The organism is Tardiphaga sp. 215_C5_N2_1, from assembly GCF_052076055.1.
GTDB lineage: Bacteria > Pseudomonadota > Alphaproteobacteria > Rhizobiales > Xanthobacteraceae > Tardiphaga > Tardiphaga robiniae.
In genome coordinates this window covers 6,100,987-6,119,792 of the sequence record NZ_CP197240.1, presented here as the reverse complement: position 1 = coordinate 6,119,792, position 18,806 = coordinate 6,100,987, and the positions used below count along the sequence as shown (strand labels likewise).

Here is an 18,806-nt window from a genome sequence, read left to right as displayed (position 1 = left end):
ACGCGATCCGGGGTGGCATCATCCACACCCGGGGCCATGTAACGTTTCGATTTACTGCGGCGCGTTGGCGTCGAGTTCCTGCTTCTTCACCTTGCCGGTGGCCGTCATCGGCAGCGCGTCGATGATGCGGATCTCAGGCACCTTGTAGACGGCCATTCGTTCGGCACACCACGCCTGCAGTTCTGCTGGCGTGATGGTGCCCCTCTCTTCGGGCTTGAGCTGGATGAAGGCAACGGGCATCTGTCCCTTGCTGGCATCTTCGCGACCGACCACGCCCGATCCGAGAACCTTCGGATGCTGACCGAGCAGCGCCTCGATCTCCGGCGGGAATACGCTCATGCCCTTGACTTTCAGCATCTCTTTGCGACGACCGAGGAAATGCAGGAAGCCGTCGGTATCGATGGTGCCGATATCACCCGTCCGCAGCCAGCCATCGATCAACGACTCCGCTGTTGCTTCCGGCTTATTCCAGTAGCTCTTTAGCAGCGATGGTGTCCGCACGCGGATCTCGCCCTCGCCACCGAGCGGCACGAGTTCACCTGTCTCGAAATCGGTGATCTTGAACTCGGCGCCGGGCACCGGGAGCCCAACGAAGATCGGCTGCGACAGAAGGTCGAAATCATCGTCCTGGAATCCTGCCGTGAGGGTGTTGGACGTATGCGTTTCCGTCATCCCCCACGAAGCCTCCGTAAGGATCGTTCCGGTGAGATCCTTCCAGCGTTTGCGATAGGCCGGATTGAGCTTCTTCACGAAGGACACGACGCGCACCTGATTGAGCGACGACAGGTCGAATTCCTTGAAGCGCGGATGGTCCATCAGTTCGACAGCGCCATCGACCGGCATCGCAGTGACATTGACCTTGTAGCGAGCGATGGCCGACAGTGCCCCGATCGCATCCCAGCGGGCCAGCAGGACAAGCGTTGCGCCCGTAAACATCGGAAAGATCAGGCCGAAATTCTCGCCGGCAATCCAGAACTCCGGGAAGAACGACAGAAAGACGCTGTCTTCATTGGCGACGACGGAGATGCCGTGATTGGCGGCGGCCGTATAGACCATATCGCGCTGGGTGTGCACGCAGCCTTTGGGCATGCCGGTGGTGCCACCGGTGTAATTCAGCGCAGCGATATCATCGAGCCCGGCGGGCGGCAGCGGCTTTGGCGCGGGCAGCGCAGCCAGCGCCGGTAACAGATCGGTCGCACCGGATATGGCAATGCGCGGCGCACTGATCGAGTCTGGAACGGGAATGGTCGGCTTGGCCGGAAGCACATCCGCAAAACTGGTAACGATCACTTCGCGCAGCTTGGACTCGCTCCGCACCTGGTCGACCACAGGCGCCAATTGATCCAGCACCACGATGACCTCGGCGTCGGTATCATTCAACTCGTAGGACAATTCGAACGCGCGTGACAGCGGGCTCACTGGCACATGAATGGCGCCGAGCTTGAGGATGCCGAAGAACACGATATGGAATTGCGGGCAGTTCGGCAGGAACACCGCGACACGGTCGCCCTTGCGGACGCCCTTCTCCATCAGCAACGCTGCGAAGCGATCACTCTGCGCGTCGAGTTCGGCATAGGTGGTGACGTGACCGTAAAAGATCACCGCAGGCTTTTCAGGATTACGCTTGGCCCACGCGCGCAAATATTCGGTGAGCGCCACCTCGCCATGCAGATATTGCGGCTTGTCCGGCGTGCCCTTCGGCCAGGCCTTAGCCCACAGCTCGTGCAGCATGGCGAGATATTCAGTTTCTTCAGCGCTTGCGGCCATCACCGTCTTCCTTGTTCTTGGTCTTGGTCAGTTGCGTTTCATGGTCGGGTCGAGCGCGACGCGCAGCGATTCACCCAATGTGTTGAAGGCCAGTGCGGTGAACAGGATGGCGAGGCCGGGCGGATACATCTGCTCGGGCGCGATTTCCATGTTCTGATAGGCGCGCGCCAGCATCGAACCCCAGCTCGGATCTGGCGGCTGGATGCCGAGACCGAGGAAGCTGAGACTGGCTTCAGCAAGCAATGCCGCTGCGAGCAGTAGCGTTACCTGAACGATCACGGGCTGGATCGCATTCGGCAGCACGTGGCGCCACAGGATACGCGGCGTTGATCCGCCGAAGCAACGCGCGGCATCGACATAAAGCTCATTGCGCACCACCAGCGTGCGCGCACGGACGAGGCGCGCAAGCTGCGGCGAAAACACGATGCCAACCGATATCATGCCGTTCGTGAGGCCGATGCCGAGTGCACCTGTCACGGCGATCGCCAGCACGATGGCCGGGAACGACAGGAAGCTGTCGATGACGCGGCTGATCACCGTATCGACCCAGCCGCCAAGATAGCCGGCGAGAATGCCGACCGGCACGCCGATCAGAACGGCGATCGTGACCGCAAGGAAGCTCGCATAGAGCGACGCCATACCGCCATAGATCAGGCGGCTGAGCGTATCGCGACCGAGATCGTCAGCGCCCAGCCAATGTTGAGTCGACATGGTCGCCAACGCCGCGTCGAGATCCTGTGCGGCCGGCGCGTATGGCGAGATCCACGGGCCGAGGACCGAGATCGTGAACAGCGCGACGAGGAAAGTCAGGCTGAAAGCGCCGCGTAGATCACTGACGAACCAGCGTACAAAACCCGAGAAACGTCCCGGCCGGCGCTCGGGCGCCATCACAGCATCCGTCATGATGAAATCCTCGGATCGAGGACGCTGTACAGAATGTCTGTGAGCAGATTGAGCGTGACGACAATCAGGACCATGGTGAACACCACGCCCTGCACCACGGGGAAATCGCGGTTCATCGCGCCGTTGACGATCAACCCGCCCATGCCGGGAATCGCGAACACGGCCTCGACCACGACGGTCGCCGCGAGCAGGCGGTTCGCGAGCAGGCTGACGACGGTGAGCAGGTTGACGCTGACATTCTTCAAGCCGTGACGCCACAGGATCGACGATGGCGGCAACCCCTTGGCGTGCAGCGTGCGAACCTGTTGCGACGACAGTATCTCGACGAGTGACGACCGCAATTGCCGCGCCACCTCGGCAATGCCTCCGGACGCGAGCGCTACCGCCGGCAGGATGGCATGACTGAGCGACGCCCACGGATCTTTCATGAGCGATACCGCACCCGTGGCCGGCAGCCAATTGAGCTGCAGCGAGAAGAACGCCACCAGCAGCATGCCGAGCCAGAAATTCGGCACGGCGACACCGAGTGAGGCAATCGCCATGACGAAGCCGTCGATCCACGAGCCGGGCTTGGTTGCCGCGGCAATGCCCAGGGGGATGCCGACCAACATCGCCATGAACAGCGCGAGTGCGACGATCAGCAGCGTATGCGGCAGGCAGCGCTGGATCGAGGTCAGCACCGCTTCGTTGGAAATCAGCGAGCTGGAGAGATCGCCATGCGCCGCCTTCCAGAGCCATGAGCCATATTGCAGCAGGAACGGCTGGTTCAGGCCATAGAGCTCGCGGATTTCGGCGATCCGCTGCTCCGACGCATTGTCGCCAGCAAGCGTCACCGCAACATCGCCCGGCACCAGTTTGAGCAGGCCGAACACGATGAAGGTCGACAGCACCACCACCGGGATTGCCTGCAGCAGGCGACGACCGATGATGCGGAGACGTCCGGAATTCAACATGCGCAATTCACACCAGTTAGGGACGCCGCGATGATCGCGGCGCCGGTTGCTGTGTCGGACGGATTAGCCGAGCGAGATGTTTTCGAATTTCGGCTTGCCGAGCAGATTGGGCTTGAAGCCCTTCACCTTGGCGGACAGCGCATCGAGTTCAAACTGGAATGCGAGCGGTGCCGACAGGGCGTTCTCCACCGTGAATTTCTGGATCTTGGCGAACACATCGGCGCGCTTGGCGAGATCTTCGCTGACACGGCTCTCCTGGATCAACTTCGACAACTCCGGCTCACCGCTGCGGCCCGCATTGTAATAAGCGCCTTTGTCGAAGCTCAGCCCGTAGGTCATGCTCGGATCCGGACGCCCGGTCCATGCCGAGACAAGAAGGTCGAACTTTTTCTCGGTGGCAAAGAACTGCGCGCTGATTTCGGCGATGGTGCCGCGGGTGAATTTCAGGCGGATACCAGCCTTGCCGAGCTGATCCTGGATCACCTCGCCACGCCGCACGGAATCCTGATCCATATAGCCGCCTATGGTCAGTTCAAGACCATCCTTGTAGCCGGCCTCGGCGAGCAGCTGCTTCGCTTTCTCCGTGTTGTTGGGATACATCCCCGCGACGTCCTTGTTGAACGCCCAGTGCGAGCTCGGCAGCGTCATGCGCGCCGGTTCGCCAAGGCCGTTGAGCGCCGCCTTGACGAAAGCATCGCGGTCGAGCGCGAAGTTGATCGCCTGACGGACCTTGACGTTGTCGAGCGGTGCGCGGCCGTAATTGAAGTAGACCTGAATACAATACAACGTCGGCGAGCTGACAGTTTCCAGATTCTTGGCGCGCTCGATCACCGGCTTCAATCGCGCCGGCAGCTGGAACGCCATATCGTTCTGGCCGGCGACGACCGAACGCAAAGCGGTAGCATTTTCCGGGATGATGTTGAATTCGATGCCGTCCAGATAAGGTCGGCCCTGACGCCAGTACTGATCATGGCGGGTGACGACGATGATCTCGTTGTCGTTCCAGCGTACGAATTTCCACGGCCCGGCGCCGACCGGCTTGCGATCGGTCTCATTGCCGAGCGCCTTGATATTGGTCGGCGACACCATCATGCCGGCGCGATCCGACAGGATCGCCGGCAGCGCGGTGTCGGGATTCTTCAGCTTCAGCGTCACCTGCAGCGGACCGGTGACCTCGACCGCATCCACACTGGATAGATCGGGCTTGACGTTGGAGCGCTGGTCGGTGCGGTTGCGCTCGAGGTTGAATTTGACGGCCTCGGCATCCATCGGTGTGCCATCGTGGAATTTGATGCCGGCGCTGATGTCGAGCACCATGGTCTTCGGATCGGGGAACGCCCATTTCGCCATGCCCGGCTTCGGCTTCAGCGTCTCGTAGTCCCACTCCACCAGCGTGTCATACATGGTCCACAGAATGCTGTGGTCGGAGCCGGCGCCGCCGGTGGCCGGATCGAGCGACGACGGATTGGCCGGCGCGGCGACCTTCAGCACGCCGCCTTTCTTGGCCTCCTGCGCCCAGGCTGGCAGGCCCAGCGCGCCCGTGGCGGCGGCGCCACCCATCAGCGCGAGAATGTCACGACGGCGTAGCGTCCGCTTGCTGAGGTCGATGGTGGTCATTCGAAAATCCTCCCGATGATTATGATGCGCGTTGCGCTTTTTGATTGTCTGGCGGTGGACCGTCCGCCGTGGCGAAATGACAGGCCACGCGGTGTCCCGGCTTGACGTCGCGCCAGGCTGGCACTTCTTCGGCGCAACGCGGTTGCACCGACGGGCAGCGCGTGCGGAAGCGGCAACCCGATGGCGGCGCCACCGGGCTCGGAATTTCACCTTCGAGAATGATGCGGCGGTCGACCCGCAAATGCGACGGCAACGGCACCGGCTCGGCCGACAGCAGCGCACGCGTATAGGGATGCAGTGGCCGCTCGACCACGTCCTCGGTCGGACCGAGCTCCATCAGCTTGCCGAGATAGGTGACGGCGATGCGATCGGAGATGTGCGAGACCACCGAGATGTCATGGGTGATGAACACATAGGTCAGGCCGAATTCGCGCTGCAGATCGGCAAACAGATTGAGCACATCGCCGCGGATAGAGACGTCGAGCGCCGCCACCACCTCGTCGCAGACGATGACCTTGGGTCGCAGCGTCAGCACGCGCGCAATGTTAACGCGCTGTTTCTGGCCGCCGGACAGCTGATGCGGATAGCGATCGGCGGCTTCGGCGGCGAGGCCTACGCGCTCCAGCACCTCGATGCCACGGCGGTGGCGCGAGGCATGATCGCCCTCGCCCATGATCTCCAGCGGCTCTACCACGCTGTCGATGGTCGTCATGCGCGGATTAAGCGCGGCATTCGGATCCTGGAAGATGATCTGGTAATCGCGGCGGTGCTTACGGAATGCGCTGGTGCTGAGGGCAGCCGGATCGGTGCCGTCATGCAGGATCTGGCCATGACTCGGCGGCAGCAGCGACACCAGCGCACGGCCGAGTGTGGTCTTGCCCGAGCCGGACTCACCGATAATGCCGAAGGTCTCGCCAGCGCGAACCTCGAAATCCATGCCGTCGATCGCCTTGACGGTGTCGCGGCCATCGCGGGTCGGAAACAGGATCCGCAAGTCACGCACTGCGAGAATCCCGCTGAGAATGCCGCTGTCCCGATTGTGGTCCCGCATGCCTGACATCAATTCACCGCCCCCGGCAGCACGAGTTCGGGAGCACGCCAGCAGCGCGCGGCACGGCCATTCCCGCTCTCGACCATCGGCTGTTTCTGCTCGCAGCCGGCAACGGCGTGGCTGCAGCGCGCGCGGAAGCGGCAGCCGGCGGGCATTGCATTGGGCGATGGTACGCGGCCGGGAATCGAGGCCAGCACGCCGCGGCGCGGGCTGAGGCTAGGCAGCGAGCGCAGCAGTCCGGATGTATAGGGATGACGCGGCCGCGTCAGCACATCGTCCACCGGGGCATCCTCGACGACCTCACCGGCATACATGGTGATCATGCGGGTGCAGGTTTCGGCGACGACGCCGAGATCATGGGTAATGAAGATCAATGCCGTGCCGGTGCGCTCGCTCAACGAACGCAAGAGATCGGTGATCTGCGCCTGCACCGTGACATCGAGCGCCGTGGTCGGCTCGTCGGCGACCAGCAGCTTCGGCTTGCAGATCAACGCCATCGCGATCATCACGCGCTGGCGCATACCGCCCGAGAGTTGATGCGGATATTCGTCGCAGCGGCGTTCCGGCGCGGGGATACCGACTTCACGCAACGCAGCGATGGCGCGCTCGCGCCCCTCCGCGCGACTGACCGGAAAATGGATGCGATAGGCTTCGCTGATCTGGTCGCCGACCGTGAAGACAGGATCAAGCGCGCTCATAGGCTCCTGGAAGATCATCGCGATCTCGCGCCCGCGCACGGCGCGCATGCGTCGCGGCGACAGAGTGGCTAGATTAATCCCGTTGAACAGAATATCGCCTTCGATTCGCGCCGATTGCGGCGGCAACAGTCGCAGCAGCGAGAGTCCGGTAACGGTCTTGCCGCATCCGCTCTCTCCGACCAGACCGACGCGCTCGCCCGGCGCGATGGTGAAATTTACGTTCCGGGTGATCGGCAATGCGCCGCGCGCCGTCGTGAATGACAGCGAGAGATCGCGCACTTCGAGTAAAGGCGGCTGCGGCGAAACGCCCGCGTCGGGCATTCCAGCAACGCGCGTTGCCGTGGGAGCGGAGATGTCGATCGCACCTGTCATCGCGCTTCGCCAGCAGGAACACGGCCAGTGACGCCGCGCATCATCCACTGCTGCAGGGTTTTCCGGTGCTGCACTTGCACATACGGATGAAAGCCGCAGACCCGTGTCTGTTGGGGTGTTGTCAGTCGGACATGCGCCGACGCGAACAGAGCCGCCATGTTCACCTCCCTTGCCATCCCTGTTCTGCAGATCCTGCATCGGGACGTTCCATCGCGGTCCGGCTTGTGCCGGTATGTATTGAAGCGACAGTAACCCAATGAAAGGTCATCGACTGTCAATTGTCAACAATTGACTTCTGCAGTAGACAGGACCGTATGACGCGGCAAGCGTGCATCGACAGGAGGCGGCCATGGCAGCGACACTTCGCAGGCCATTCAATGATAACCAGCACGACGTCGAACGGAGATTTGCGCCGCGTACGATCCCCGATCAGGTTGCGGAGGAACTCGGTGCCGAAATCGTCTCCGGCCGTCGCAAAGCGGGCGAGCGTCTTGTCGAACTCGACCTCGCGCGCGATTTCGGCGTCAGCCGTGGCCCAATCCGTGAAGCGATCCGCATTCTCGAGCGCCGGCGCCTGGTCGACATCTTTCCGCGGCGCGGCGCCTATATCAGACCGCTGTCACTCAAATCGGTGGCTGACCTGTTTAATGTCCGCACCGCACTGTCGATGCTGGCGGTGCGCACCATGGCGACCACGCCGGTCGAAAGCTTCATCGACACACTGGCGCGCCGCTGCGACGAGTTGAGAGTCGCAGTCGAGGTCGATGATCCAATGGCTTTCGCACACACCACGACGCGCGCGGTAAAGACCATTGCGCGCGGCTCGGGCAACGAACTGCTCGTCGAACTGCTCACCGACCTTGCCAATCAAACCGTATGGGAAACCATATGGAAGACGCCGCTGGACTATCAGACCCGCGACATCCGCCGACTCAGCGCCGACCTAATGGCGTCGACATTGAAGGCGATCCGGCAGCGCAAGCCAAACGCTGCTGTCACACATCTCGGTCAGCTTCTGGAAAGTGATCGCGACCGCGCCTTGTCCACCCTATCGCGCATTCGCGGAGAGACATTCGACCTGAGTGCGCTAACACATAGCGATGGGCACGATATTATGCCGGCTGAGATTGCGCCTGCTCCGCGCGGATGAAATTCGACGGGTCGGCAGGCTCAGACGGCAGCTACCGCAATTCATCAGCGAAAACGTAACAGGCGATCGGAGAAGGACTGGTGCTCGCCATCAAGCTGAAGGCGCCGCTTTCGCCGGAGATCGTCGCCGCGGCCGGGTATTTGTGATATCACGAGAGACCGAAGCCGACGCAGATCGAAGAGCTGCGCAAGGAGCTCCGTACTGTCGTCGAGGTGTTCGGCAAGATGCAGTCCGCCCTGCGTCGCAGGCAACTGGGTGACGATCGGATCGCTGCCGACTGCACAACTGGAAACGATAAGCCGACAATGATGAAGGCCGCCTGACAGCCCAATCCACTGCTCTTGCTGCTCCACTGAACCCGAGCCGCGCTATCTGCGACTAATCGGTATGCCACATGCCCTGACACGCGCCTGGACGAGATTGATGGACTGGATCGAGAATGCCGTCCACTTCGTGGACTGGCTGACGGACGACCCATCCCCGACCAACAAATTTCTGGAAGAGCCGCCAATTAAGGAACGAGCCACACCGGACAAACGCTCGACACGCTAGCGCGACGTCACACGGATTTCAGTTGACCGAGACCGATCGCCGGCCACGGGAGCCGCGCCAGCTTGCTGGCGCATAGGGCAGCGCCGTGTATGCCGATGAGCGCCTCACCGGTGCGGCGCCACGCGACACGCGGTTCTTCGGCGCAAACATCCATCCGATCAGGCCAAGCGTTGTTTTGCACGCCGTCGCGGGCGTCGACGCTGCAATCGATGTCGACTTCAATCCAAATTGTCTGGGCATTCAAACCTCCATCCCGGAATTCCGATTACGCCAAAAGGGCGCTCCGAATCCCAGCCGAGATTGAATTTATACACCGCGAATCTTGTGGCGCACTTGCGCTGCATCAAGTCACCAATCAGTGCAGAACGGCGTGCGCCATCTGCTCATCGAACGGCCGTGCGGCCATCTGCGCACGCAGCTCGGCCAGTTCGGTCTCGAGTTGCTGATTGACGAGAATGAGTGCTGCCACGGTACCGCGGGTGTCGCCGTGGCAGGCGGCGATGAGATCGTCGACTTCCGCGTCTAACTTGGTCATTGAAAAAATCTCCTGCCGCGCTTTCGGTTGCCTTCAATAATCGGCTGAGCGTTGCATCAATATTAAACGATACCGGAGTCGTTGGCGTCATCGCCAACGTGCATGAATACCGGTTAAGAGCGCCTTTCCGGGCTCAAAGAATCCACAAGCGACTTTCTGCAATCGGTTTAAGCGACCCGTTTCAATCACCGCGCTGCAACCGCGCGTTGATCGCAAAATCACCTGTTTCTGATTAGTCATAGTCCGCCGAACCGGCTACCGCCGTCAGGCCGATCACGATGCAAATTCAAGGACATGCCAATGATGAACGATGGTCGCCCGTTCGGGCTTTATATCAATGGCCGGTTTCAGCCAGCCTCGACCGGCCGTACCATCAAGATCGAGAACCCGAAGGACTGCAGCCATCTGGCCGATGTCGCCGAGGGGGACGAAAAGGATATCGATCTGGCCATCGACGCCGCCGAACGCGCCGGCAAAATCTGGGCGGCGACACCGGGCGCGGTCCGCGGCGACATCATGCACCGGGCCGGCGAACTTCTGGCCAAAAAGCTCCCCGAACTGGTGACCATCGAGGTCGACCAGATCGGCCGCGCCCGCCGCGAAATGACTGCCCAGCTAGGCCGGCTGCCGGAATGGTTTCGCTATTTCGGCGCTCTGGCGCGCACTCATGAGGACACCGTGCCGCCGTTCGGCGGCAACTTCCTGAATTATACCCGCCGGGTCCCGCTCGGCGTCGTCGGCCATGTGACGCCATGGAATCATCCGCTCCTGATCCTCACCAAGAAGATCGCGCCGTCGATGGCGGCCGGCAATACGATGGTGGTGAAGCCGAGCGAATTGGCGCCGATCACACCTCTGCTGCTCGGCGATATCTTCAAGGAAGCCGGCGTGCCCGACGGCGTCTACAATGTCGTCCCCGGCTACGGTGCCACCGCCGGCAAGGCGCTCACCTCAAGCAAGCGCATCAAGAAGATCGACCTCACCGGCGGCACCGAGACCGGCAAGATGGTGGCTTCACTGGCCGGTGCCAACCTCACCAAGGTGGCGGCCGAGCTTGGCGGCAAGGCTGCGGTCATCCTGTTCGATGATACACCCATCGAGCGCGGCGTCGCGGCGGCCCTGTTCGCCTCGTTCATCGCAACCGGTCAGACCTGCGTGCAAGGTGCTCGGCTGTTGGTGCAACGCTCCGTACATGACGTCGTGGTCGCCGAACTGGTGAAGCGCACTAACGCGATCCGGATCGGCGATCCGCAGGACATGGCGACGCAGATGGGCCCGCTGGTCTCGGCCAAACAACGTGAACTCACCGAGCGCTACGTCAAGATCGGTCTGGAAGAAGGCGCGACGCTTGCCGCCGGCGGCAAGCGGCCGGACGGCAAGGCCTTCGAGAACGGCTATTATCATCAGCCGACGATCTTCACGAACGTGACCGGCAGCATGCGCATTGCGCAGGAAGAGATCTTCGGGCCAGTCGTCGTCGTGATCCCGTTCGACACCGAAGAGGAAGCCATCGCGCTGTCCAACGGCACCGAGTTCGGCCTGGCCACCTCGATCTGGACCCGCGACGTCACCCGCGCCCATCGCGTTGCGCATCGGCTGGAGAGTGGCATCGTCTGGATCAACGACCACCACCGCATCGATCCCTGCTCGCCCTGGGGCGGCTTCAAGATGAGCGGTATCGGCCGCGAGAACGGCATTGTCGCCTATGAGGAATACACCCAGATCCAGAACGTGATCGTCAATCTCTCGGACGAGCCGTTCGACTGGTATGCGGACGATGGTCAGGAGAAGCGGTACAGCTGAGACGAACGTCGTTTCATTAGACAGGCAACGCGCCCCTCCACTCGGTCGCCATACGCGGGCTTGACCCGCGTATCCATCCTCGCCCAACGCTCGAACATGCGGCCTGAAGTTGGATTGCCGGGTCAAGCCCGGCAATGACGTGAGGAGGGGTGCGAGCGCATCACCATCGATTCTAGCTTTCTAAAGCCAACACTAACCGAACCCCGCCACGGCATGCGGCACATACGGTGCTTCGAGCGATGCAATCTCCTCACTCGTCAGCTTCAACGACAGCGCCGCCACCGCATCGGTCAGATGCGCCGGCTTCGATGCACCGATGATCGGTGACGTGATGCCTTTTTTCTGCAGCAGCCAGGCCATCGCGACCTGCGCCTGCGGAACGCCGCGCGCCTTGGCGACGGCAGCGACGTGCTCGACGATCTTGCGATCGGAATCCTCGGACTGCACATAGAGCGTCTTGCCGAATTCATCGGTCTGCTGGCGCTCGCTGGTCTGGTCCCAGGCGCGTGTCAGACGTCCCCGCGCCAGCGGGCTCCACGGCATCACGGCGATCTTCTGGTCGGCGCAGAGCGGCAGCATCTCGCGCTCTTCCTCGCGGTTCAGTAGATTGACGTGGTTCTGCATGCTGACGAATTCGGTCCAGCCGTTCAGCCGCGACGTATACAGCGCCTTGGAGAACTGCCATGCATACATGCTGGATGCACCGATATAGCGGACCTTGCCGGCTTTCACTACATCATGGAGTGCTTCCAGCGTCTCCTCGATGGGCGTGTTCTTGTCGAGACGATGGATCTGATAGAGATCGATATAATCGGTGCCGAGCCGGCGCAGGCTGTGATCGACCTCGGTCATGATCGCCTTACGCGACAGGCCCATGCCGTTCGGGCCCTTGCGCATGCGGTTATAGACCTTGGTCGCGAGCACCACGTCGTCGCGCCTTGCAAAATCCCTCAGCGCACGGCCGACGATTTCTTCCGAGGTGCCATCCGAATAGACATTCGCCGTGTCGAAGAAATTGATACCGAGCTCAATAGCCTGCTTGATCAGCGGCCGGCTCTTGTCCTCGTCCAGCGTCCATGCATGCGCGCCGCGATTGGAGACGCCATAGGTCATGCACCCCAGACACAGACGTGAGACACCCAGGCCGGTATTTCCAAATTTGACGTAGTCCACGGCGTTTCTCCCTTGTCGTTCTATTTGGTTTTCTATTTGCGTTTGACGAAGTCCGCAAAGGCGTCGGCATAATCGGGGTGCCAGCGCGACAGCGCCGGTCTGTTCTCGACGACGTCGCCGATGGCCCACAACATGCGGCGCGCGTCGAGCGCGCGCGGCACATCGTTGTCTGGGCAGAGAATGTAGAAGTCGCTGGCTTCGAGCCGTTGCATCATGAAGTCCACGGTCTGCTCGGCTGTCCACGCTGCATCCGGCTTCTCGCTGCGCCCGCCAGCTGCGAGCGGCGTGAAGACAAAGCCGGGGATCAGCAGATGTGCGGAGACCTGACATCCCTCGGTGTTGCGCAGCTCGTGCGCCAGCGCTTCGGTATAGGCTTTCACGCCGGCCTTGGAGACATTGTAGGCGGGATTGCCGGGCGGCGTTGTGATGCCCTGCTTGGAGCCCGTATTGATGATCAGGCCCGGCCGCTTGCGCGCGATCATGTCCACAGCGAAGGCCTGACAACCATTGACGATGCCCCACAGATTGACGCCAAGCAGCCGCTCCCAATTCTCGCGTGGGCCGAGCGCCGAGGTCGGCACCTGAATGCCGGCATTGTTCATCAGCACATCGCAGCCGCCGAAACGGGCCTGCACATCGGCCGCGAGTCTGGTCATCACGCCGACGTCACTGACATCGACAGCGGCGGTCATGACATCGTCACGCCCACCGCGCGCCACACCGGCGATCTTGCCAGCCGCCTCAGCCAAACGATCCTCGCCAAGATCCACGATGCAGATGCGCATTCCCAGTCGCGCAAAGGCCGTCGCTACGGCCAAGCCGATGCCTGACGCACCGCCAGTAATGACGGCAACAGAGCCTGCGGACAGAGCGGGATGGGACATGATGTTCTCCAGAACTGGGAGGTTTGCGCAAATGCGTATAGCATCAACGCGCGCCTTGGCATCTCACAACAGCGCTAACGCATGGACCGGCGTCCGTTCGCGCATGGCTATGAATTCTTCCCGTGAAACACCTCGTTCACGGTCTTGATCGCGCCGGTATCGGACGCGGCATAGCCCGGCAGCTTCACCAATGCGTCACGGAACTCGGCGCCGCGCAGCACCGCGAGAATGTGCTGCATCGAGGCTTGATCGAGCAGCGTCTCGCGGCACACGAAATAGTAGTCCTCGGTCAGCAGCCGGACGAAATCCAGCCCAAATTGCCGCGCCGCAGCCTCGACGCCGAAGGCGACGTCGGCCATGTCACTGGCAACATAAGCGGCGACTGCCGCATGAGTGAACTCCACCTGCTGATAACCATTGATCTGCTCGGGATCGATCTTGTGTTGACGAAGCAGCTGATCGAACAGCAACCCCGTGCCGGAATCCTGATCGCGATTGACGAAGCGGATCGCGGGATTGATCAGCGCTTCCATCGATGTGATGCGCAGCGGATTGCCGGGCTTCACCATGAGGCCCATTTCGCGGGTCGCGAAACCGACGACGCGATGGACGCGGTTGTCGACCCACTCCTTGCAGGCATTGACGCTGCGCTTGCGCAGTTCGCCGCGCGGCAGATGGACGCCGGCGAGATCGCAGGTGTTATGCGCCAGCGACACCAGTGAGGTCTGGTTGCTGACATAGCGCAGATCGATACCCGTGCCCGCCGTGGTGTTCAGCATCTCGCGCAGTTTCGACACGGCAAAACCGTGACTGGCATGAACGCGGATGACCGCAGGATGGTTGGGCAGCAGCTCCTTGAGTTCGGTCGCCAGTTCCTGCGCCAGATTGTCGAGCTGCGGTCCGAGCCGCGCTTCCAGCCGTTCGCCGGCCCAGACCAGTTTCTCGCCAAATGCCGTCAGCTTGGTGCCCTTGCCCTTGCTGCGCTCGACCACCGGCACGCCGAAGAAGGCCGACCAGTCATTCACCAGGCTCCACGCATGGCGGTAGGACAGCTGGTTGCGGCTGGCCGCGAGCGTCAGCTTGCCGGTTTCGTTGATGTCCTTGAGAAAGCCGAGCATCACCGATGTCGGCTGGCGCGAACCCGGCTTGCGGAATCGCCAGATGGTTTCGATATCGATGCGCATCGTGCTTCCTATCGCCCTGCCACCTATGTTCGCGATTGCATATGTGCCGCCGCGCCGTGACTCACGTTCTCATATTTACTGTCGATGCCCCTCCTGATCCGATCGTCGAAACATCGAGAGGTATACACTATGCCAGCGATCTCACATGCTGATCTTGCCATTTCTGCATCGTCGAAACTGACGCGCAAACGTCTCCTCATCGACGGCCAGCAGGTCGAGCCGTTGTCCGGCCGATATTTCGATGTCCTCAATCCCGCGACGGGCGAGATCATCGCCGTTGTCGCCGAAGCCGACAGCGGCGATATCGACCGTGCCGTCCGCGCGGCGCGCAGGGCGCTTGAGGGTCCGTGGGGCCGCATGCGCGCGGCCGATCGCGGCCTCGTGCTGCAGCGTTTCGCACAACTGCTGGAAGATCACGCGCAGGAACTGATCGCGCTGGAAAGTCTCGACACCGGCAAGCCGCTCGCCGCCGTGCAGCGCCAGGACCTGCCTGCCGCCATCGACACGCTGCGCTACTATGCGGGCTGGGCCGACAAGATCAACGGACAGGTGATCCCGGCGCGCCATGACGCGCTGACCTATACGGTGCGCGAACCGATCGGCGTCGTCGGCGCCATCGTGCCGTGGAATTTCCCGCTGATGATCGGAATGTGGAAGATCGCGCCGGCGCTGGCCTGTGGCTGCACCGTCGTGCTGAAGCCTGCGGAGATCACGCCGCTGTCGGCGCTGCGGATCGGTGAACTCGCGCTGGAAGCCGGTCTGCCGCCCGGCACGCTGAATATCGTGCCCGGATTTGGCAAGACCGCCGGCCGCGCCATGGTCGATCACCCCGACATCGACAAGATCACCTTCACGGGATCGCCCACTGTCGGCCGCGAAATCCTCGCCGGCGCTGCCGGCAATCTGAAGCGCGTCACGCTCGAACTCGGGGGCAAATCGGCCAATGTGATCTTCGACGACGCCGATCTGGATTCCGCCACCAAGGCCGCCGCTTCCGGCATCTTCTTCAATTCCGGCCAGGTCTGCTCGGCCGGTTCGCGCATTCTCGCGCATGCATCCGTCTATGACGAGGTCGTGGAGCGCATGACGGCCCGTGCCAAGGCAATCCGCGTCGGCGATCCCACGCAGTCCGGCACGACGATGGGACCGATCGTCTCCGAATTGCAGATGAAGCGTGTGTTGGAATATGTCGATATCGGCACCAAGGAAGGCGCCACCGTGACGACCGGCGGCACGCGCATCGGTGATCATGGCTATTTCGTCGCCCCCACAGTGTTCGCCAATGTCGAACACGAAATGCGCGTCTCCCAGGAGGAGATATTCGGTCCCGTCGTCAGCATCATCAGGTTCTTCGACGAGGCCGATGCCATCAGCAAGGCCAATGGCACGAAATACAGCCTCGCCGCCGGTGTCTGGAGCTCGGACATCGGCCGCGTGCAGCGCTTCGCCAAACAGGTGAAAGCCGGCACGGTCTGGATCAACACCTATGGCTATACGGATGTTCGACTCCCCTGGGGCGGCTCGCGCGATTCCGGCTTCGGCCGCGAACATGGCGATGCGGCGCTGGAGAACTTTACCGAGCCCAAGGCCGTCTGGATGAATCTCAACGTCTGAGGCAACCAGCGGCGTGGTGCGTCGCGCAATTGGTTGTTGATCGTTATATTCTTATGGATATAACGATTGCCGGTCAATTGCGCGTGAGCTTTCCTTCATGAACCGTCACCGGCGTTCTGCCGTCGCCCTGCGTCATGTCGCTTTCGAGGACCTGGGCCTGCTGTCGTCGGTACTGGATCGTGAGGGATGGGACGTCTCGTTCTGCGATGCCGCCATTGATGACGTCTCCCACCGCTCCATCGAAGATGCCGACCTCCTGATTGTGCTGGGCGGCCCCATCGGCGTCTATGAGGCCGACGCCTACCCGTTCCTGACACGTGAGATCGCGCTGCTGGAACGCCGTCTCGCGCAGGGACGCCCGACGCTCGGCATCTGCCTTGGCGCATAATTGATGGCCCGCGCACTCGGCGCCCGCGTTTATGCCGGCGGCATCAAGGAGATCGGCTGGGGCCAGGTGTCCCCGACCAAGCAGGGCACGGCCTCATGCCTCGCGCCGCTGGCAGAGGATGGCGCCAGCGTTCTGCATTGGCATGGCGACACGTTCGATCTGCCGGAGGGTGCCATCCGTCTGGCCTCGAACGATGCCTATGACAATCAGGCCTTTGCCTATGGTCGCCATGCATTGGCGCTGCAGTTCCATCTCGAAGCCGATCCACGGCAGCTCGAGGAATGGTATGTCGGTCACGCGGTCGAACTGGCCGCCGCCGGCATTTCCATCGCGCAACTGCGTTCAAGCACCGCTGCCGTCGCCAACCGACTGCCAGCCCAGGCCGATCGCATTTTTACGCGCTGGATCCACGAGATCAGTTGAACGATTCCAAGCATCAATTCACGATCGTGAATTGGTCGCGAAGACCTCCCATGCAAGTCGTTTCGGGTTCCCCGCCTTTACCCGTTTCGCGAAAACGATATATTCCGCGCACTACAACGGCACTTCAAACAAACGTCCGGGAGGATCACATTATGGGCTTGATGCAGCCAATCTCTGCCACCGCGCACCCCTACGCGAACGGCTCCTACAAGCAGATGCTGATCGACGGCAAATGGCAGGACGCCCAATCCGGCAAGAAGTTCGAAACGCATAATCCAGCCACCGGCGAACTGCTTGCCACCGTCGCCGAAGGCGATGCTGGGGATATCGACCTTGCGGTCGCCGCCGCCCGCCGCGCCTTCGAAGGCCCATGGAGCAAGGCCAAGCCCTACGAGCGCCAGGCGCTGCTGCTGAAATTCGCCGAGCTTGTCGAGAAGCATTTCGATGAACTCGCGATGCTCGATACACTCGATATGGGCGCGCCTGTCATGCGCACTTTCGCTGGCAAGCAGCGCATCCTCGGCATGCTGCGCTTCTATGCCGGCCAGGCCACGCTGATCTACGGCGAGACCATCGAAAACTCACTGCCGGGCGAAATCTTCTCCTACACGCTGAAGGAGCCCGTCGGCGTCGTCGGCGCGATCATTCCGTGGAACTCGCCGCTGTCAGCCAGTATCTGGAAGATCGGCCCTGCCATCGCCACCGGCTGCACCATCGTGCTGAAGCCGGCTGAAGAAGCCCCACTGACCTCGCTACGCCTCGGTGAGCTGGCCTTGGAAGCAGGCTTCCCGGCTGGCGTCATCAACGTCGTGCCGGGCTATGGCGAAACCGCCGGCGCCGCGCTGGCCTCGCATATGGACGTCAACAAGGTCGCTTTCACCGGTTCCCACTTCACCGGCCAGTCGATCATCCGCGCCTCGGCCGGCAACCTCAAGCGCGTGTCGCTCGAGCTCGGCGGCAAGTCGCCGAACATCGTGTTCTCCGACGCCGACCTCGATGCCGCCGTTCCAGGCGCCGCGATGGCGGTGTTCGCCAATTCCGGCCAGATCTGCAGCGCCGGCACCCGCCTGTTCGTCGAAAAGAGGATCTATGACGAATTCGTCGGCCGCGTCGCCGAATTCGCCAAGAAGCTGAAGGTCGGCAACGGTGCCAATCCCGACACCCAGCTCGGGCCATTGGTCTCCAAGGAACAGCTCGATCGCGTCACCGGCTATCTCACCACCGGAAGCGGCGAAGGCGCCAAGGCGCTGTCCGGCGGTGGCCGCCTGACGGATGGCGAACTGTCGAAGGGCTTCTTCGTGCAGCCGACCGTGTTCGCCAACGTCCAGGACAGCATGAAGATCGCGCAGGAAGAGATATTCGGACCGGTGATCTCCGCGATCTCGTTCACCGACATGGACGAACTGGTGCAGCGCGCCAACAACACGACCTTCGGTCTCGGCAGTGGCGTCTGGACCAGGGATGTCAGCAAGGCGCATCGCCTCGCGAAGTCCCTGCAGGCCGGCTCGGTCTGGATCAATTGCTATCAGGCGATGGATCCTGCCGTGCCGTTCGGCGGCTACAAGATGAGCGGCTATGGCCGCGAGTCCGGCGTCCATCACATCGACGAATATCTCAACATCAAGGCGGTCTGGATCAACACCTGATCGCCGCTGTCATCGAAAAGAAAAGGCGCCGAGCAACGAGCCCGGCGCCTTTTTTTTTGCGCCGTCATCGCACGGAGTCCTTGCGACGACCAT

At 61.9% G+C, this 18,806-nt stretch carries 17 protein-coding genes; 6 read left to right on the top strand and 11 right to left on the bottom strand.

The window, feature by feature from the left end:
- Positions 1 to 51: 51 nt before the first annotated feature.
- The 6 genes from AB7828_RS29045 to AB7828_RS29020 all read right to left on the bottom strand — a co-directional run bounded on the left by AB7828_RS29045 (position 52) and on the right by AB7828_RS29020 (position 7,361).
- Positions 52 to 1,767, bottom strand: coding sequence for an AMP-binding protein (locus AB7828_RS29045; RefSeq protein ID WP_441231878.1), 1,716 nt, complete (start codon positions 1,765 to 1,767; stop codon positions 52 to 54).
- A 27-nt stretch (positions 1,768 to 1,794) separates the two neighbouring features.
- Entirely contained in the window at positions 1,795 to 2,670 is an 876-nt protein-coding gene (locus AB7828_RS29040; protein WP_120288836.1) for an ABC transporter permease, read from the bottom strand.
- On the bottom strand, positions 2,667 to 3,623 hold the full coding sequence (locus AB7828_RS29035; protein WP_068737345.1) for an ABC transporter permease: 957 nt from the start codon (positions 3,621 to 3,623) through the stop codon (positions 2,667 to 2,669). Before AB7828_RS29035 ends, AB7828_RS29040 begins: the two co-directional genes overlap by 4 nt.
- Positions 3,624 to 3,686: 63 nt before the next feature.
- Positions 3,687 to 5,240: an ABC transporter substrate-binding protein gene (locus tag AB7828_RS29030; RefSeq protein WP_441231877.1), complete on the bottom strand. Its 1,554-nt coding sequence runs from the start codon at positions 5,238 to 5,240 to the stop codon at positions 3,687 to 3,689.
- Between the two features lie 19 nt (positions 5,241 to 5,259).
- Complete coding sequence (locus tag AB7828_RS29025) at positions 5,260 to 6,291, bottom strand: ABC transporter ATP-binding protein (RefSeq protein ID WP_441231876.1); 1,032 nt, start codon at positions 6,289 to 6,291, stop codon at positions 5,260 to 5,262.
- A gap of 8 nt (positions 6,292 to 6,299) precedes the next feature.
- Positions 6,300 to 7,361 carry an ABC transporter ATP-binding protein gene (locus AB7828_RS29020; protein ID WP_441231875.1) on the bottom strand — a complete coding sequence of 354 codons (1,062 nt, stop codon included), beginning with the start codon at positions 7,359 to 7,361 and terminating at the stop codon, positions 6,300 to 6,302.
- A gap of 349 nt (positions 7,362 to 7,710) precedes the next feature.
- On the opposite strand from AB7828_RS29020, the gene AB7828_RS29015 reads away from it, so the two are divergent.
- A complete protein-coding gene (locus tag AB7828_RS29015) occupies positions 7,711 to 8,511 on the top strand; it encodes a GntR family transcriptional regulator (protein ID WP_120288833.1) in 801 nt (266 codons plus the stop codon).
- A 559-nt stretch (positions 8,512 to 9,070) separates the two neighbouring features.
- On the opposite strand, the gene AB7828_RS29010 is transcribed toward AB7828_RS29015, so the two are convergent.
- Positions 9,071 to 9,307 (bottom strand): hypothetical protein, encoded by a 237-nt coding sequence (locus AB7828_RS29010; protein WP_439063173.1) that lies wholly within the window; start codon positions 9,305 to 9,307, stop codon positions 9,071 to 9,073.
- Positions 9,308 to 9,418: 111 nt separating this feature from the next.
- Positions 9,419 to 9,598, bottom strand: coding sequence for a hypothetical protein (locus AB7828_RS29005; protein ID WP_089268001.1), 180 nt, complete (start codon positions 9,596 to 9,598; stop codon positions 9,419 to 9,421).
- A 300-nt stretch (positions 9,599 to 9,898) separates the two neighbouring features.
- On the opposite strand from AB7828_RS29005, the gene AB7828_RS29000 reads away from it, so the two are divergent.
- Positions 9,899 to 11,401: an aldehyde dehydrogenase gene (locus AB7828_RS29000; RefSeq protein WP_441231874.1), complete on the top strand. Its 1,503-nt coding sequence runs from the start codon at positions 9,899 to 9,901 to the stop codon at positions 11,399 to 11,401.
- Between the two features lie 192 nt (positions 11,402 to 11,593).
- On the opposite strand, the gene AB7828_RS28995 is transcribed toward AB7828_RS29000, so the two are convergent.
- From AB7828_RS28995 to AB7828_RS28985, 3 genes are all read right to left on the bottom strand, one after another.
- A complete protein-coding gene (locus tag AB7828_RS28995) occupies positions 11,594 to 12,574 on the bottom strand; it encodes an aldo/keto reductase (RefSeq protein ID WP_441231873.1) in 981 nt (326 codons plus the stop codon).
- A gap of 32 nt (positions 12,575 to 12,606) precedes the next feature.
- Positions 12,607 to 13,458, bottom strand: a complete 852-nt coding sequence (locus AB7828_RS28990) for an SDR family NAD(P)-dependent oxidoreductase (protein WP_441231872.1) — start codon at positions 13,456 to 13,458, stop codon at positions 12,607 to 12,609.
- Positions 13,459 to 13,565: 107 nt separating this feature from the next.
- A complete protein-coding gene (locus AB7828_RS28985; RefSeq protein WP_441231871.1) occupies positions 13,566 to 14,642 on the bottom strand; it encodes a substrate-binding domain-containing protein in 1,077 nt (358 codons plus the stop codon).
- Positions 14,643 to 14,771: 129 nt separating this feature from the next.
- Between AB7828_RS28985 and AB7828_RS28980 the strand changes: the two genes are divergently transcribed.
- The 4 genes from AB7828_RS28980 to AB7828_RS28965 all read left to right on the top strand — a co-directional run bounded on the left by AB7828_RS28980 (position 14,772) and on the right by AB7828_RS28965 (position 18,713).
- Entirely contained in the window at positions 14,772 to 16,256 is a 1,485-nt protein-coding gene (locus AB7828_RS28980; protein ID WP_441231870.1) for an aldehyde dehydrogenase family protein, read from the top strand.
- A gap of 97 nt (positions 16,257 to 16,353) precedes the next feature.
- Positions 16,354 to 16,644 carry a glutamine amidotransferase-related protein gene (locus tag AB7828_RS28975; RefSeq protein ID WP_441231869.1) on the top strand — a complete coding sequence of 97 codons (291 nt, stop codon included), beginning with the start codon at positions 16,354 to 16,356 and terminating at the stop codon, positions 16,642 to 16,644.
- Positions 16,645 to 16,647: 3 nt separating this feature from the next.
- On the top strand, positions 16,648 to 17,067 hold the full coding sequence (locus AB7828_RS28970; RefSeq protein WP_441231868.1) for a hypothetical protein: 420 nt from the start codon (positions 16,648 to 16,650) through the stop codon (positions 17,065 to 17,067).
- Positions 17,068 to 17,219: 152 nt separating this feature from the next.
- Entirely contained in the window at positions 17,220 to 18,713 is a 1,494-nt protein-coding gene (locus AB7828_RS28965; protein WP_441231867.1) for an aldehyde dehydrogenase family protein, read from the top strand.
- Positions 18,714 to 18,806 lie beyond the last annotated feature (93 nt).

What these genes read in the sequence shown, in the direction of transcription:
- AB7828_RS29045 (WP_441231878.1), bottom strand. Translation starts at nt 1,767, where the DNA reads ATGGCCGCAAGCGCTGAAGAAACTGAATATCTCGCCATGCTGCACGAG.
- AB7828_RS29040 (WP_120288836.1), bottom strand. Translation starts at nt 2,670, where the DNA reads ATGACGGATGCTGTGATGGCGCCCGAGCGCCGGCCGGGACGTTTCTCG.
- AB7828_RS29035 (WP_068737345.1), bottom strand. Translation starts at nt 3,623, where the DNA reads ATGTTGAATTCCGGACGTCTCCGCATCATCGGTCGTCGCCTGCTGCAG.
- AB7828_RS29030 (WP_441231877.1), bottom strand. Translation starts at nt 5,240, where the DNA reads ATGACCACCATCGACCTCAGCAAGCGGACGCTACGCCGTCGTGACATT.
- AB7828_RS29025 (WP_441231876.1), bottom strand. Translation starts at nt 6,291, where the DNA reads ATGCGGGACCACAATCGGGACAGCGGCATTCTCAGCGGGATTCTCGCA.
- AB7828_RS29020 (WP_441231875.1), bottom strand. Translation starts at nt 7,361, where the DNA reads ATGACAGGTGCGATCGACATCTCCGCTCCCACGGCAACGCGCGTTGCT.
- AB7828_RS29015 (WP_120288833.1), top strand. Translation starts at nt 7,711, where the DNA reads ATGGCAGCGACACTTCGCAGGCCATTCAATGATAACCAGCACGACGTC.
- AB7828_RS29005 (WP_089268001.1), bottom strand. Translation starts at nt 9,598, where the DNA reads ATGACCAAGTTAGACGCGGAAGTCGACGATCTCATCGCCGCCTGCCAC.
- AB7828_RS29000 (WP_441231874.1), top strand. Translation starts at nt 9,899, where the DNA reads ATGATGAACGATGGTCGCCCGTTCGGGCTTTATATCAATGGCCGGTTT.
- AB7828_RS28990 (WP_441231872.1), bottom strand. Translation starts at nt 13,458, where the DNA reads ATGTCCCATCCCGCTCTGTCCGCAGGCTCTGTTGCCGTCATTACTGGC.
- AB7828_RS28985 (WP_441231871.1), bottom strand. Translation starts at nt 14,642, where the DNA reads ATGCGCATCGATATCGAAACCATCTGGCGATTCCGCAAGCCGGGTTCG.
- AB7828_RS28980 (WP_441231870.1), top strand. Translation starts at nt 14,772, where the DNA reads ATGCCAGCGATCTCACATGCTGATCTTGCCATTTCTGCATCGTCGAAA.
- AB7828_RS28975 (WP_441231869.1), top strand. Translation starts at nt 16,354, where the DNA reads ATGAACCGTCACCGGCGTTCTGCCGTCGCCCTGCGTCATGTCGCTTTC.
- AB7828_RS28970 (WP_441231868.1), top strand. Translation starts at nt 16,648, where the DNA reads ATGGCCCGCGCACTCGGCGCCCGCGTTTATGCCGGCGGCATCAAGGAG.
- AB7828_RS28965 (WP_441231867.1), top strand. Translation starts at nt 17,220, where the DNA reads ATGGGCTTGATGCAGCCAATCTCTGCCACCGCGCACCCCTACGCGAAC.